This window comes from Acidovorax sacchari (assembly GCF_042847045.1).
In the GTDB taxonomy this organism is placed as follows: Bacteria; Pseudomonadota; Gammaproteobacteria; order Burkholderiales; family Burkholderiaceae_C; genus Paracidovorax; species Paracidovorax sacchari.
Genome location: NZ_AP035783.1, coordinates 4,484,381 through 4,497,594, shown reverse-complemented (window position 1 = coordinate 4,497,594; position 13,214 = coordinate 4,484,381). Strand labels below are relative to the sequence as shown.

Below are 13,214 nucleotides of genomic sequence, written 5' to 3'. Positions count from 1 at the left end.
GGATCAGGAGCTGGCGGCCGGCGGGCCCGCGCCCTCCGCGGGCGCCGGACCGCCGCCCTGTGCCGCGGCAGCGGCCGCCTGCTCCTGGCGTTCCTTGGCCATCTGCTCCACCAGTTGCTGGCGGCCCTGCTGGGCCACGGCGATCATTTTCGCGCGGTCCTTGTGGTGCGGGTACATGCGGTCGGCCAGGGCGATGTTGTGGTGGCGGAAGCGGTTCGCCAGCGCCTCGGCCTGATCGGCCGGCATGCCCATCACCTCCAGCACGGTGCGCGCGGTCTTCAGGCTGGACTCGAACACCTCGCGCTCCACCCGCGTCACGCCCAGGTCGCGCAACGCGTTCCAGTGCGTCACGTCGCGCGCGCGGGCCACGATCTCCAGCTGCGGGAAGTGCTTGCGCGCGAGCTTCACGATCTTGAGCGACTGCTCGGTGTCGTCCACCGCCACCACCAGCACGCGCGCCTGCGCCGCGCCCGCGATGCGCAGCAGGTCCAGCCGCGTGGCGTCGCCGTAGAACACGCGGTAGCCGAAGGTGTGCGCCACCTCCAGCATGTCCACGCTGTGGTCCAGCACCGTGGCCGGCACGCCCTGCGCCAGCATCATGCGCGCCACGATCTGCCCGTAGCGGCCGAAGCCCGCGATGATCACCGGGGCCTCCTGCGGCTCGGATATCTCTTCCACCTCCGGCGGTGGCTCGGTGCCCAGGCGCGCATGGCGCCGCAGCAGCACGCGGTCCATCGCCGTGAGCAGCAGCGGGCTGAGCAGCATCGACAGCGCCACGGCGCCGATCAGCAGCGATGCCGTCTCCGCCGGGATCGCCCCCGCCCCCGCGCCGGTCTGGAACACCACGAACGCGAACTCACCGCCCTGCGCCAGCAGCAGCGTGAACACCGGCCGCTCCTGGTAGGCCATGCCCGTGGCGCGCGCGAGCGTGTGGATCACCACCGCCTTCACGGCAAGGAAGCCGAACAGCAGCGCCAGCATGGTCCAGGGCGAGCGCATCAGCACGCCGAAGTCGATGGTCATGCCCACGGCCATGAAGAACAGGCCCAGCAGCAGGCCCTTGAACGGCTCCAGGTCGGTTTCCAGCTCGCGGCGGTATTCGCTCTCGGCCAGCAGCACGCCGGCGAGGAAGGCGCCCAGCGCCATCGACAGGCCCACGGCCAGCATCAGCATGGCCGTGGCGACCACCAGCAGCAGCGCCGCGGCCGTGAAGATCTCCGGCGTGCGGCTGCGCGCGATCCAGCGCAGCAGCGGGCGCAGCAGCAGGCGCCCGCCCAGCACGATCCCGCCCACCACGCCGACGATCTTCGCGGCCTCCAGCGCCAGGCCGCCGGCCGTGTGGGGCTGCGCCGCGCCGCCCGCGCCCTCCGCGCCGGCGGCCAGCAGCGGCAGCAGCGCGAGGATGGGGATGGCCGCCACGTCCTGGAAGAGCAGGATCGAGAATGCCTTCTGCCCGCTGTCCGTGCGCATCAGGTTGCGCTCGGCCAGCACCTGCAGCGCGATCGCGGTGGACGACAGCGCCAGCCCCAGTGCCCCGACCAGCGCGACGCGCCACGGCAGCCCGCAGGCCCAGGCCACCGCCCACAGCAGGGCCGCGCAGCCCAGCACCTGCGCGCTGCCGAGCCCGAAGATCGGCCGGCGCATGCTCCACAGCCGGCTCGGCTGCAGCTCGAGCCCCACGAGAAACAGCATCAGCACGACCCCGAACTCGGCGAAATGCAGGATGTCCTGCACATTGCTCACCAGGCCCAGGCCCCACGGGCCGATGGCGATGCCGGCCGCGAGGTAGCCGATGATGGCGCCGAGCCCGAGCGCGCGCGCGATGGGCACCGCCAGTACGGCGGCGCCGAGGTAGAGGAATCCGTAGGTGAGCCAGGTGGGTGCGTGGGCCATGGACGCGGTGTCGGCAGCGGCAGGGACGAGAAGAGGTGGCGGAAGAGGGAGCGCCGGGGCATTGTGCCCCGTTAACATGCTCCACCGTGTCGGCGGCCATGCCGGCACGGCATCCCCGTTCCATTTTCTCCTGCTGCCTTCCCATGGATTTCCACACCTGGCTCGCCTTCGCCGCCGCCGCCTGCCTCATCGCCCTCTCGCCCGGCTCCGGGGCCGTGCTGTCCATGAGCCACGGGCTGGCCTACGGCGTGCGCCGCACGGGCGCGACCATCCTCGGCCTGCAACTGGGCCTGCTGCTCGTGCTGGTGATCGCCGGTGCCGGCGTGGGCTCGCTGCTGCTGGCGTCCGAGAGCGCGTTCAGCGCGGTGAAGGTGATGGGCGCGTGCTACCTGATCTATCTCGGGTTCACCCAGTGGCGCGCGGGCGGCGCCTCGGTGTTGGGCGACACAGGGGCCGCCCCCGCCGTCTCCTGGCGCCGCCGCTGCGCCGCCGGCTTCCTCACCAACGCCACCAACCCCAAGGGCATCATCTTCATGGTCGCGGTGCTGCCGCAGTTCCTGACGGAATCGCGGCCCCTGTGGACGCAACTGCTCGCGCTGGGCGCCACCATGGTCGTGGTGGACCTCACCGTCATGCACGGCTATGCCGCCAGCGCCAGCGCGCTGCGGCGGCTGCTGCGCAGCCCCCGGGCGGTACGCAACCAGAACCGCGTCTTCGGCGGCCTGCTCATGGCCGTGGGCGCCGGGCTGTTCTTCGTGCGGCGCGGCGGGCAGCACGCCTGACGCCGGCCCGCCGCGGCCGCGGACGGTTTGCGCCGTCACGCCGTGGCGCTACCATCGGCGTCCCAACCCGAACGAGTTCCGCCATCGAGGAGTCGCACATGCCCGTGATCGCAGTGGCAAACCCCAAAGGGGGTGTCGGCAAGTCCACGCTAGCCATGAACGTGGCCGGCTATTTCGCGAGCCAGGGCCACACCGTCGCCCTCGGCGACCTGGACCCCCAGCAGTCGTCCCGCCTCTGGCGCAGCCTGCGGCCGCCGGCCGCGCGTCCCATCGCCGACTGGGAGACACCCGCCGGCGCCGTGCCGCGCCCTCCGCGCGACGCCACCCATGCGGTGCTGGACACCCCGGCCGGCCTGCACGGCGCGCCGCTCAAGGAGGTGCTCAAGCTCGCCGACAAGGTGGTGGTGCCGCTGCAGCCCAGCGTCTTCGACATCTTCGCCACCCGCAGCTTCCTCGACGAACTGGCGGCCCACCGGCAGGCAGCGTCCACGCAGATCGGCATCGTCGGCATGCGCGTGGACGCGCGCACGATCGCCGCCGACAAGCTGCAGGAGTTCGTGGAGGGACTGGGGCTGCCCGTCCTGGGCATGCTCCGCGATACCCAGAACTACATCCACCTCGCGGCGCAGGGGCTGTCGCTCTTCGACGTCTCGCCCGGCCGGGTCGCTCGCGACCTGGAGCAGTGGAAGCCCATCTGCGACTGGCTCTCCGGCGGCTGACGCGCTGTCGCCGGGCCGACACGCCCCGGCGCGGCCCGCGCACTACAGTGCAGGGCATGAAGAAGACCTTTCAGTCGTATTCCGAGCTGGCGGCCTGCGTCGGCAGCGAGGTGGCCGTCACCGAATGGATCACCGTCACGCAGGAGCAGGTGAACCGGTTCGCCGAGGCCACGGGCGACCACCAGTGGATCCACGTCGATCCGGAGCGTGCCGCGCAGGGGCCTTTCGGCGGCCCCATCGCCCACGGCTTCCTGACGCTGTCGCTGCTGCCGCGCTTCTTCGAGGCCGCCTTCGACATCGAGGGCGCGCGCATGGGCGTCAACTACGGCCTCAACCGCGTGCGCTTCATGTCGCCCGTGCCCGTGGGCAGCCGGTTGCGGGCGCGGCTCACGCTGCAGGCCTGCGAGCCCGCGCCGCCGGACGGCGTGCAGATGACCTGGCAGGCCACGATCGAGCGCGAGGGTGCCGACAAACCCGTGTGCGTGGCCGAATCCCTCACCCGCAACTACGGCGCGAAACCCTGATCGCCTGGCTGCCGGCTCGCCTCGCACGGGCGCCGTGCAGGCGTGAAAAAGCCCGCCGGGCTGAAGCCATGGGCGGGCTTGTGTTCTGCGTGCGGCGCTCGCACGTCCCGTCGCCGGGGCGCAGGGCGCTGCGGCGCGGTCTCAATGGTCGCCGCTGACGATCTCGTGCGAGCGGGCTGCCGCGATGGCTTCTGCACGCACCTGGTCGCGGGTCACCACCTGGGTGTTGCCATTGGACACGGCCAGCGGAGCGGGGACGTCGCTCCATTCGCCGCTGCGCGGCATGGTGCCGTTCTGGCGTGCAGCCACCAGGTCGGCGATCACGGCTTCGCGCGTCAGGGTGCTGGGGGCGGTGTCGTTCACGGCCGGGTAGTTGTTCCAGTCGCCCTGGATGCGGTTGTCGGCCTGGGCGGAGACGGCGGTCAGTGCGAGCAGGGCTGCGGCAATGGCGAGAGGCTTGCGGTTCATGATGTGTTCCTTTGTCTTTCCATGCGTCGGGAAATGTCCGGGCAAGGCCGGCTTGCTGCGCGAGGGCGCGGCGCCGGTCTTGTCCTGCCTCGGTGAGCCCGACGGGTCGCTCATCGATGGAACCGACTGTACGCAGGGTTAACCCCGGGAAAAACAGCATCGGCGGCAATGATTAATTCATGAAATTGAAATAATCTGATTTCATGGATCACCTTCATTGCGAACATGGATAGATTGCTTACCATGCGCGTCTTCCAGGCCGTGGCGGACGAGGGCGGCTTCGCCGCCGCCGCCCGGGCCCTGGATCTTTCTCCCGCGGCCGTCACCCGGCTGGTGGCCGACCTCGAGGACCACATCGGCACGCGGCTGCTGCAGCGCACCACCCGCAGGGTCTCGCTCACCGAAGCCGGGGAGGCCTACCTGCTGCGGGTGCGCAGCATCCTGGCGGACGTGGACGAGGCTTTCGCCGTCGCCCAGGCGCACACCTCCGAGATCGCTGGCGTGCTGCGCCTGCTGGCGCCCCCGGCGCTGGCCGTGCACATCCTTGCCCCGCTGGTCGCCGGCTTTCGCCAGGCCCATCCGCGCGTCACGCTGGAGATCCACGCCGATGCCTCCCTCGATCCGCCTATCGGCGATTACGACATCACCCTGCTCGGTGCCGACGAGCGCTTCAATGCCAACGTCATCGCCCGGCCCATCGTCTCGCTCGACGGCATCGTCTGCGCCTCGCCCGAATACCTGCGCACGCACGGCGTTCCGCAGGTTCCCGAAGACCTGAAGCACCACCAGTGCCTGCTGCGCCGGCGCTCCGAGACCCGGCCGGGCGTGATGCGCCTGCTCGAAGGCGGTGACGAAGGGCGCGTGGTGGAGGTCGCGGTGCAGCCCGTGTGCGTGTCCAACCACATCGACACGCTGCTGCGCGCCACGCTGGACGGTGCGGGCATCAGCTCGCAGCCACTCGACCTGACGGCGCCCTATCTGCGCAGCGGCCGCCTCGTGCGCGTGCTGGAATCCTGGACCACGGGGCACTTCACGCTGTATGCGGCACTGCCGAGCCGCAAGTTCATGCCCGCGCGCACCCGGGCCTTCCTGGATTTCCTGAGCCAGCGCACGCGCCGCTCCATCGAGGAGGCCATGCAGGCCCCGGGAGCGCAGGGGTAGGGCGGCGAAGAGCGGCCCTTCAGGCCGGTTCGGGCAGTGCGAACCCGTTCTGCCGCCATGCCTCGTACACCGTCACGGCGACGGCATTCGACAGGTTGAGGCTGCGCTGGCCCGGGAGCATCGGCAGGCGCAGGCGCTGGGCGGGGGGGAAGGCGTCCCGCAGTTCGGGCGGCAATCCGCGGCTTTCCGCGCCGAACACGAACCAGTCGCCCGGCAGGAACAGGCTCTCATAGACCGTATGCACGCCGTGCGTGGTCATGGCGAACACGCGCTCGGGGCTGGGCTGGGCGTCGCGCAGGAAAGCCGTCCAGCCTGCGTGTTGCCGGACTTCCGCGTATTCGTGGTAGTCCAGGCCCGCGCGCTTCATGAGCTTGTCTTCCATGGAGAAGCCCAGCGGTTCCACCAGGTGCAGGGTGCAGCCCGTATTCGCGGCCAGCCGGATCACGTTGCCGGTATTGGGCGGAATTTCGGGTTCGACGAGGACGATGTGGAACATGGACCTATTGTGTGCCGCCGCGTGCGGGCACCCCGGCGTGGTGGACGGCAGATTGCAAAAAAATGTATCGAGTGGCGCAGCCTGCCCGGCTCGGCCATGGGCCCTCCCTTCCCGCTCTTCAGGCCGTGCGCGCCAGCACCACGGCGTCCACCCGGGTGGCACCGGCCTGCAGCAGCACGCGGGCGGCGGCATGCAGCGTCGCACCGGTGGTCATCACGTCGTCCACCAGCACGATGCGTTGGCCCTGCACCCGGGCGGCGCGGTCCGGCGCCACGGCGAATACGCCGTCCAGGTTGCGCAGCCGGCCGGCGCGCGAGAGGCTGCTCTGGGCCGGCGCGGCGCGCAGGCGCACCAGGGTGCGCGCGTCGCAGCGCTCCGGCGACAGCGCCGCCGCCAGCAGCGCCGACTGGTTGAAGCCGCGCTCGCGCAGGCGCTCCGGCGCGAGCGGGACCGGCAGCACTGCGTCCGCCGCATCGAGCAGCGGTTCGGCCCAGGGCGCCGCGCGCACCAGCAGGGCCAGGCTGGCGGCCCAGCCAGGGTCCGAGTGGAATTTGAACCCGGCCAGGGCGTCCGACCACGGATAGCCATAGTCCACTGCGGCGACGCAGGCCGACAGGGGCGGGGGATCGCGCAGGCAGTCCCCGCAGCGGCGCACGCCCTCAGGCACGGGCAGGGCGCAGGTCGCGCACCGGGAGCGGGGCTGGGCGAAGCGTTCGGCGCAGGCATCGCACACGCGGCGCGCCGGCCAGGCATGGCAGACCGCGCACTGGCTGGGCACCGCGCGGACGGCGGCGGCGAGTCCGTCCGATATCCCCGAGAACCACTGCTTCCACATGGCATCAATATACTGCCCGACCCGCTTTCCGCCCTCCGCCCCGATGTCCGCGCCCCCCGACCGCCAGCTTCCCCCCACCATCGACCCGGCCGCCGCCGCGCGCTGGCATGCCGCCGCGCCCGCTGCCTCCCCGTGGCTGCACGAGGAGGTCGCACGCCGCATGGAAGACCGGCTGCAGTGGATCCGGCAGGCGCCAGCGGCCTGGGCCGACTGGGACCCGGTGCGCGGCGGCCTGCAGGGGCACGGGCTGGTGGCCCGCCGCTACCCCGGGGCGGTGGCGTGGATCGCCGAGACCGCGCCGCAGCACCAGCCGGCGGCACGCGAGGCGCTCGCGCGGCCCTGGTGGAGTCCGGGGCGCTGGTCATCCGGCGCGCCGCGGTTCGGCCTGCCGCCCGATGGCGGCGTGCAGATGCTCTGGGCCAACATGGCGCTGCACCTCTCGGCCGATCCGCAGTCGCTGATCGCCCGCTGGCACCGTGCTCTGGCCGTGGACGGCTACCTGATGTTCTCCTGCCTGGGGCCCGACACCGTGCGCGAGCTGCACGCGCTCCACGCGGCCCTGGGATGGCCGCCCGCGGGGCACGCCATGACCGACATGCACGACTGGGGCGACATGCTGGTCCAGCAGGGCTTCGCGGAGCCGGTGATGGACATGGAGCGCATCACCCTGACCTTCGCCACGCCCGCACGGGTGCTGCAGGAACTGCGCGAACTCGGCCGCAACTTCCATCCCGCGCGCTTTCCCGCGCTGCGGGGCCGCGCCTGGCGCGACCGGCTCGAGCAGGCGCTGGCCGAACGCCTCGCCAGCCCCGACCACGGGGGGCAGCTCGCGCTCACCTTCGAGATCATCTACGGCCACGCCTTCAAGCCGACGCCCCGGCTCAAGGTGAGCGAAAGCAGTGCGGTGTCCCTGCAGGACATGCGCGCCATGCTGCGCCAGGGGCGCACGCCCGGGCCCTGAGGCCACCGCCGTCCCTGCGCCGCGGCGCGCGGCGGGTTTTCCCGGTCGGATACGGCCCGTGACCTGAATCCACCGCAAGCTACAATTTGCGGGCTATGGGGCTGGCCGGCCTGTGCGCAGCATGCACGGGCCTGAGCACCCCGCGCCGCGCGCCTGCCCCAGTGCGTGGCGCCTTCGCGCGCCATGGCCCCGCCGACCTGTCGCACGGCCGCCTCCTTCCTTCTCATGGTTTGTACTGGGCCGGGCCGCGGATGGCGCCTGCGCTATTGCAATCGCGACACGGGGACGGCATGCTGCGCCATGCACGGCTGGCCGCCCTGCGGGGCAGCGGGCCGGTGCATGCAGGAACAGGAGAGAGACACCTGCGCGGCGCTGCCGGCTCCGCGCGTTCGATCACGCCGGGTTCGTGCGGAACCCGGGGCACCGCGGCCGGGGGCCGCCGCGCCCCGGCTGTCGGAATCCGCATGCCCCCTGGCGCCACCCGACCCACGCGGGTGCGCCCTGGGGGAAAGGGTTAATTGAGGCTGAGAAGTGAGAACTATGAAGAAAAGCATTTCCAACCCGCTGCCTTCGTTGCTGCTGCTGTGCGGAGCATGGGTGGGGGGCGCTGCGCACGCGGTGCAGGACCTCCCCGGCGGCCCGGCCGTGCGCCAGCTCAATCTTGCGCCTCCCGTCACGCGCATCGCCGAGGAGCAGCATTTCCTGCACTGGATGATGCTCGTCATCTGCACGCTGATCTTCGTGGGCGTGTTCTCGGTGATGTTCTATTCCATCTGGAAGCACCGCAAGTCGCAGGGCGCCAAGCCGGCCAACTTCCACGAGTCCGTCACGGTCGAGGTCATCTGGACCATCGTTCCCTTCATCATCGTGATCCTCATGGCGCTGCCGGCCACGAAGGTGCTGGTCGCCCAGAAGGACACCACCAACGCAGACCTCACGGTGAAGGTCACCGGCTACCAGTGGAAGTGGGGCTACGACTACATCAACGGCGAGGGCCAGGGCCTGGCCTATGTCTCCACGCTCGACAGCAGCCACCGCCGGCTCTCCGACAGCGGCAAGGTCGCCGATGCGCCGCCGGACTACCTGCTCAAGGTGGACAACCCCCTGGTCGTGCCCGTGGGCAAGAAGGTGCGCGTGATCACCACCGCCAACGACGTCATCCATTCGTTCATGGTGCCGGCCTTCGGCATCAAGCAGGACGCCATCCCCGGCTTCGTGCGCGACACCTGGTTCCGCGCCGACAAGGTCGGCGACTACTACGGGCAGTGCGCCGAGCTCTGCGGCAAGGAGCACGCCTACATGCCCATCCACGTGAAGGTGCTCTCCGCTGCCGACTACACCCAGTGGGTCGCCGCCGAGAAGAAGAAGGCCGCCGCCAAGGCCGATGATCCCAACAAGGTCTGGACGCTGACCGACATCGTGGCCCGCGGCGAGAAGGTCTATGCCGCCAACTGCGCCGCCTGCCACCAGCCCAACGGCAAGGGCGCCGGCCCCATCAAGCCGCTCGACGGCTCGGCCATCGTGAAGGACGAGGACCACACCAGGCAGATCCACATCGTGCTCAAGGGCGCGGCCGGCGGCGCCATGCCCTCCTGGGCGCAGCTGAGCGACACCGACCTCGCGGCCGTGGTCAGCTACACGAAGAACGCCTGGTCCAACAAGACCGGCCAGATCGTCCAGCCCGCGGAAATCGTGGCCCAGCGTGGCAAGTGAGACAGCTAAAGCATTGAGGAACCCGACATGAGCGCAGTTCTCGACCCCACCGGGCATGCCGCCGGCCACGACCACGGCAGCCACGACCACGACCATGCCCACCACGGCCCGACCGGCTGGCGCCGCTGGGTGTTCGCCACCAACCACAAGGACATCGGCACGCTGTACCTGCTGTTCTCGTTCACGATGCTGATGATCGGCGGCATCCTGGCGCTGCTGATTCGCGCCGAGCTCTTCCAGCCCGGACTGCAGATCGTGAACCCCGAGCTCTTCAACCAGCTCACCACCATGCACGGCCTCATCATGGTGTTCGGGGCCATCATGCCGGCCTTCGTGGGCTTCGCGAACTGGATGATCCCGCTGCAGATCGGCGCATCCGACATGGCCTTCGCGCGCATGAACAACTTCAGCTTCTGGCTGATGATCCCTGCCGCGCTCATGCTGGTCAGCTCGTTCTTCATGCCCGGCGGCGCGCCTGCCGCGGGCTGGACGCTCTACGCGCCGCTCACGCTGCAGATGGGCCCCTCGATGGATGCCGGCATCTTCGCCATGCACATCCTGGGCGCTTCGTCCATCATGGGCTCGATCAACATCATCGTGACCATCCTGAACATGCGCGCGCCGGGCATGACGCTCATGAAGATGCCCATGTTCTGCTGGACCTGGCTCATCACCGCCTACCTGCTGATCGCCGTGATGCCCGTGCTGGCCGGCGCCATCACCATGACGCTGACCGACCGCCACTTCGGCACCAGTTTCTTCAACCCGGCAGGCGGCGGCGACCCGGTGATGTACCAGCACATCTTCTGGTTCTTCGGCCACCCCGAGGTGTACATCATGATCCTGCCGGCCTTCGGCATCATCAGCCAGATCGTGCCGGCCTTCAGCCGCAAGAAGCTCTTCGGCTACGCCTCCATGGTGTATGCCACCTCGTCCATCGCCATCCTGTCGTTCATCGTGTGGGCGCACCACATGTTCACCACGGGCATGCCGGTCACGGGCCAGCTGTTCTTCATGTACGCCACCATGCTGATCTCCGTGCCCACGGCCGTGAAGATCTTCAACTGGATCGCCACCATGTGGCGCGGCTCCATGACCTTCGAGACGCCCATGCTGTTCGCCGTGGGCTTCATCTTCGTGTTCACCATGGGCGGCTTCACCGGCCTCATCCTGTCGATGGCGCCCATCGACATCCAGCTGCAGGACACCTACTACGTGGTCGCCCACTTCCACTACGTGCTGGTGGCCGGCTCGCTGTTCTCCATGTTCGCGGCCTACTATTACTGGGCCCCGAAGTGGACGGGCGTGATGTATTCGGAGCGCCGCGGCCAGATCCACTTCTGGGGCTCGCTCATCACCTTCAACATCACCTTCTTCCCGATGCACTTCCTGGGCCTGGCCGGCATGCCGCGCCGCTATGCCGACTACCCCATGCAGTTCGCCGACTTCAACATGGTGGCCTCCATCGGCGCCTTCGGCTTCGGGCTGATGCAGGTGTACTTCTTCCTCGCCGTCGTGCTGCCCGCCATGCGCGGCAAGGGCGAGCCTGCACCCCAGCGCCCGTGGGAGGCTGCCGAGGGGCTGGAGTGGGAAGTGCCGTCCCCGGCACCTTTCCATACTTACGAGACCCCGCCCAGGCTCGACGCATCCGCCACCCGCGTGATCGGCTGACGGCACAGGCCAGGAAGGAGCGCACGACATGGCGACACCCGAGCATAAGAAAGCCAACCTGCGCATGGCCCTCATCCTGGCCTCCATCGCCGTGGCCTTCTTCGTGGGTTTCATGGTCAAGATGACGTGGTTGCACTGAAAGCATCACCATGAGCCGCCGCCGCGAGAACTTCAAGATGGTGGGCAAGCTGGCCGTGATCTCGGCCGGCATGTTCGCGTTCGGCTACGTGCTCATCCCCATCTACAAGCACATCTGCGAAGTCACGGGCATCAACATCCTCTCGCTGTCGGAGCGCCAAGTGCCGGGCAACGGCGTGGCGGGCCGCGACGTGAAGCTGCCCGCGAACACGCAGGTGGACACCAGCCGCACGATCACCGTCGAGTTCGATGCCAATGCGCGCGGCCCCTGGGACTTCAAGCCCGCCCGCTCCTCGATCCAGGTGCATCCGGGCGAGCTCACCACCGTGATGTACGAATTCCAGAACGTGCAGAACCGCCGCATGGCGGCCCAGGCGATCCCGAGCTATGCGCCCCGGCAGGCGGCGGCGCACTTCAACAAGCTCGAATGCTTCTGCTTCAACCAGTACACGCTCGAGCCCGGCGAGAAGCGCGAATGGCCGGTGGCCTTCGTGGTGGATCCGCGCCTGCCGAAGGATGTGACCACGATCACGCTGTCCTATACGTTCTTCGAGGTCGGCGGCAAGACGCCGCCGGCTCCCGCCACCGTGTCCGCGGCGCCGCAGGCCCGCCCGGAGGCCGGCTCATGACGGGATCGCGCCATGAACCCCGCCACGCCGCGCCGACCGCGCGCCCCGGATCGCTGTGGCGCACGGTGCGTGCCGTGGCATGGTCGCTGCTGGGCATCCGCAAGGGCGCCGAGTACCAGCAGGATACCGAGCGCATCAACCCGCTGCACATCATCGCGGTGGGCCTCGTGGCCATCGTGCTGCTGGTAGCCGGCCTCATCGCCCTCGTGAACTGGGTGGTGTAGCCGCCCGGTCCGATCCCGAGAAGACGAAAGACGACAAGAAGGAAAGAGACAGGAGCCTGCCATGAGTGCATCCACCCCCCAGGGCACCACGCCGTACTACTATGTTCCCGCCGAGTCGCGCCATCCGGCCATGGCCGCCGCGGGCCTTTTCTTCGTGATCCTCGGCGCCGGCCAGTGGGTCAACGGCCACGACTGGGGCAAGTATTCGCTGTTCTTCGGCCTCGCCTGGTGGCTCTTCGTGCTCTACCAGTGGTTCCGCGACGCGGCCCGCGAGAGCGAGGGCGGCCTCTACAGCCGCAAGATCGACCTCTCGTACCGCTGGAGCATGAGCTGGTTCATCTTCTCCGAAGTGATGTTCTTCGGTGCCTTCTTCACCGCCCTGTGGTGGGCACGCTCGCATTCCGTGCCGGCGCTGGGCAGCCTCGACAACGCGCTGCTCTGGCCCGACTTCAAGGCCGTGTGGCCCAGCATGGCCGCAGGTGCCACGGCCTCGCCCGCCGGCATCGTCGAGCCCTTCCAGACCGTGGGCCCCTTCTGGCTGCCCACCATCAACACCGCGCTGCTGCTGACCTCGGGCGTTACCCTCACCATTGCCCACCATGCCCTGCGCGAAAGCCACCGCGCGCGCGCCATCGGCTTCATGTGGGTGACCGTGGTCCTCGGCTTCGTGTTCCTGTGCGTGCAGGGCTACGAGTACTTCCATCTCTACACCGAGCTGAACCTCAAGCTCAGCTCCGGCGTCTTCGGCTCCACGTTCTTCATGCTGACGGGCTTCCACGGCTTCCACGTCTTCGTGGGCATGCTGATGCTGCTGTTCATCACCCTGCGGCTGCAGAAGGGGCATTTCACCGCCGAGCGCCACTTCGGCTTCGAGGGGGCCGCCTGGTACTGGCACTTCGTGGACGTGGTGTGGCTGGGCCTGTACGTGCTGGTCTACTGGCTCTGAGCCGGCGCCCGTCCCGGCAGGAAAGCGCCTCCGGGCGCTTTTTTTGCATCCGGG

Annotated in this window: 15 protein-coding genes; 11 read left to right on the top strand and 4 right to left on the bottom strand. The window is 69.3% G+C overall.

Annotation, left to right across the window (positions count from 1 at the left end):
• Window positions 1–3 precede the first annotated feature (3 nt).
• The gene (gene kefC / locus ACGHC0_RS19945) at window positions 4–1,893 is read right to left on the bottom strand and encodes a glutathione-regulated potassium-efflux system protein KefC (RefSeq protein WP_415266536.1); all 1,890 of its coding nucleotides are present in this window, start codon (window positions 1,891–1,893) and stop codon (window positions 4–6) included.
• A gap of 143 nt (window positions 1,894–2,036) precedes the next feature.
• Here kefC and ACGHC0_RS19940 point away from each other — a divergent pair, with 143 nt between their 5' ends.
• From ACGHC0_RS19940 to ACGHC0_RS19930, 3 genes are all read left to right on the top strand, one after another.
• Window positions 2,037–2,675, top strand: a complete 639-nt coding sequence (locus ACGHC0_RS19940) for a LysE family transporter (RefSeq protein ID WP_415266535.1) — start codon at window positions 2,037–2,039, stop codon at window positions 2,673–2,675.
• Window positions 2,676–2,773: 98 nt separating this feature from the next.
• The gene (locus tag ACGHC0_RS19935; RefSeq protein ID WP_368352604.1) at window positions 2,774–3,394 is read left to right on the top strand and encodes an AAA family ATPase; all 621 of its coding nucleotides are present in this window, start codon (window positions 2,774–2,776) and stop codon (window positions 3,392–3,394) included.
• Between the two features lie 56 nt (window positions 3,395–3,450).
• Window positions 3,451–3,918, top strand: a complete 468-nt coding sequence (locus tag ACGHC0_RS19930; protein ID WP_415266534.1) for a MaoC family dehydratase — start codon at window positions 3,451–3,453, stop codon at window positions 3,916–3,918.
• Window positions 3,919–4,059: 141 nt separating this feature from the next.
• Here ACGHC0_RS19930 and ACGHC0_RS19925 read toward each other — a convergent pair whose 3' ends face one another.
• Window positions 4,060–4,386, bottom strand: coding sequence for a DUF4148 domain-containing protein (locus ACGHC0_RS19925; protein ID WP_368352603.1), 327 nt, complete (start codon window positions 4,384–4,386; stop codon window positions 4,060–4,062).
• A 225-nt stretch (window positions 4,387–4,611) separates the two neighbouring features.
• Here ACGHC0_RS19925 and ACGHC0_RS19920 point away from each other — a divergent pair, with 225 nt between their 5' ends.
• Window positions 4,612–5,547: a LysR family transcriptional regulator gene (locus ACGHC0_RS19920; protein WP_368352602.1), complete on the top strand. Its 936-nt coding sequence runs from the start codon at window positions 4,612–4,614 to the stop codon at window positions 5,545–5,547.
• A 19-nt stretch (window positions 5,548–5,566) separates the two neighbouring features.
• Here the strand turns inward: ACGHC0_RS19920 and ACGHC0_RS19915 are convergent, their stop codons facing one another.
• Entirely contained in the window at window positions 5,567–6,043 is a 477-nt protein-coding gene (locus ACGHC0_RS19915) for a tRNA (cytidine(34)-2'-O)-methyltransferase (protein ID WP_019701915.1), read from the bottom strand.
• 118 nt (window positions 6,044–6,161) lie between these two features.
• Entirely contained in the window at window positions 6,162–6,878 is a 717-nt protein-coding gene (locus ACGHC0_RS19910; RefSeq protein WP_415266533.1) for a phosphoribosyltransferase family protein, read from the bottom strand.
• Window positions 6,879–6,921: 43 nt separating this feature from the next.
• Between ACGHC0_RS19910 and ACGHC0_RS19905 the strand changes: the two genes are divergently transcribed.
• The 7 genes from ACGHC0_RS19905 to ACGHC0_RS19875 all read left to right on the top strand — a co-directional run bounded on the left by ACGHC0_RS19905 (window position 6,922) and on the right by ACGHC0_RS19875 (window position 13,160).
• Window positions 6,922–7,839 carry a biotin synthase gene (locus ACGHC0_RS19905; protein ID WP_415266532.1) on the top strand — a complete coding sequence of 306 codons (918 nt, stop codon included), beginning with the start codon at window positions 6,922–6,924 and terminating at the stop codon, window positions 7,837–7,839.
• A gap of 540 nt (window positions 7,840–8,379) precedes the next feature.
• Entirely contained in the window at window positions 8,380–9,552 is a 1,173-nt protein-coding gene (gene coxB / locus ACGHC0_RS19900) for a cytochrome c oxidase subunit II (RefSeq protein ID WP_368352599.1), read from the top strand.
• A gap of 27 nt (window positions 9,553–9,579) precedes the next feature.
• Window positions 9,580–11,223, top strand: coding sequence for a cytochrome c oxidase subunit I (gene ctaD / locus ACGHC0_RS19895; RefSeq protein ID WP_415266531.1), 1,644 nt, complete (start codon window positions 9,580–9,582; stop codon window positions 11,221–11,223).
• 28 nt (window positions 11,224–11,251) lie between these two features.
• On the top strand, window positions 11,252–11,362 hold the full coding sequence (locus ACGHC0_RS19890; RefSeq protein WP_415266530.1) for a cytochrome oxidase small assembly protein: 111 nt from the start codon (window positions 11,252–11,254) through the stop codon (window positions 11,360–11,362).
• Between the two features lie 10 nt (window positions 11,363–11,372).
• Entirely contained in the window at window positions 11,373–11,990 is a 618-nt protein-coding gene (locus tag ACGHC0_RS19885; protein WP_368352597.1) for a cytochrome c oxidase assembly protein, read from the top strand.
• A complete protein-coding gene (locus tag ACGHC0_RS19880; RefSeq protein ID WP_368352596.1) occupies window positions 11,987–12,214 on the top strand; it encodes a DUF2970 domain-containing protein in 228 nt (75 codons plus the stop codon). The genes ACGHC0_RS19885 and ACGHC0_RS19880 overlap by 4 nt, the downstream gene beginning before the upstream one ends.
• A 61-nt stretch (window positions 12,215–12,275) precedes the next feature.
• Complete coding sequence (locus ACGHC0_RS19875; protein ID WP_013596166.1) at window positions 12,276–13,160, top strand: cytochrome c oxidase subunit 3; 885 nt, start codon at window positions 12,276–12,278, stop codon at window positions 13,158–13,160.
• The last annotated feature ends 54 nt before the right edge of the window (window positions 13,161–13,214 follow it).

Bases quoted from the DNA above. Each gene is read 5' to 3' on its own strand.
- kefC (WP_415266536.1), bottom strand. From the start codon at position 1,893: ATGGCCCACGCACCCACCTGGCTCACCTACGGATTCCTCTACCTCGGC.
- ACGHC0_RS19940 (WP_415266535.1), top strand. From the start codon at position 2,037: ATGGATTTCCACACCTGGCTCGCCTTCGCCGCCGCCGCCTGCCTCATC.
- ACGHC0_RS19935 (WP_368352604.1), top strand. From the start codon at position 2,774: ATGCCCGTGATCGCAGTGGCAAACCCCAAAGGGGGTGTCGGCAAGTCC.
- ACGHC0_RS19930 (WP_415266534.1), top strand. From the start codon at position 3,451: ATGAAGAAGACCTTTCAGTCGTATTCCGAGCTGGCGGCCTGCGTCGGC.
- ACGHC0_RS19925 (WP_368352603.1), bottom strand. From the start codon at position 4,386: ATGAACCGCAAGCCTCTCGCCATTGCCGCAGCCCTGCTCGCACTGACC.
- ACGHC0_RS19920 (WP_368352602.1), top strand. From the start codon at position 4,612: ATGGATAGATTGCTTACCATGCGCGTCTTCCAGGCCGTGGCGGACGAG.
- ACGHC0_RS19915 (WP_019701915.1), bottom strand. From the start codon at position 6,043: ATGTTCCACATCGTCCTCGTCGAACCCGAAATTCCGCCCAATACCGGC.
- ACGHC0_RS19910 (WP_415266533.1), bottom strand. From the start codon at position 6,878: ATGTGGAAGCAGTGGTTCTCGGGGATATCGGACGGACTCGCCGCCGCC.
- ACGHC0_RS19905 (WP_415266532.1), top strand. From the start codon at position 6,922: ATGTCCGCGCCCCCCGACCGCCAGCTTCCCCCCACCATCGACCCGGCC.
- coxB (WP_368352599.1), top strand. From the start codon at position 8,380: ATGAAGAAAAGCATTTCCAACCCGCTGCCTTCGTTGCTGCTGCTGTGC.
- ctaD (WP_415266531.1), top strand. From the start codon at position 9,580: ATGAGCGCAGTTCTCGACCCCACCGGGCATGCCGCCGGCCACGACCAC.
- ACGHC0_RS19890 (WP_415266530.1), top strand. From the start codon at position 11,252: ATGGCGACACCCGAGCATAAGAAAGCCAACCTGCGCATGGCCCTCATC.
- ACGHC0_RS19885 (WP_368352597.1), top strand. From the start codon at position 11,373: ATGAGCCGCCGCCGCGAGAACTTCAAGATGGTGGGCAAGCTGGCCGTG.
- ACGHC0_RS19880 (WP_368352596.1), top strand. From the start codon at position 11,987: ATGACGGGATCGCGCCATGAACCCCGCCACGCCGCGCCGACCGCGCGC.
- ACGHC0_RS19875 (WP_013596166.1), top strand. From the start codon at position 12,276: ATGAGTGCATCCACCCCCCAGGGCACCACGCCGTACTACTATGTTCCC.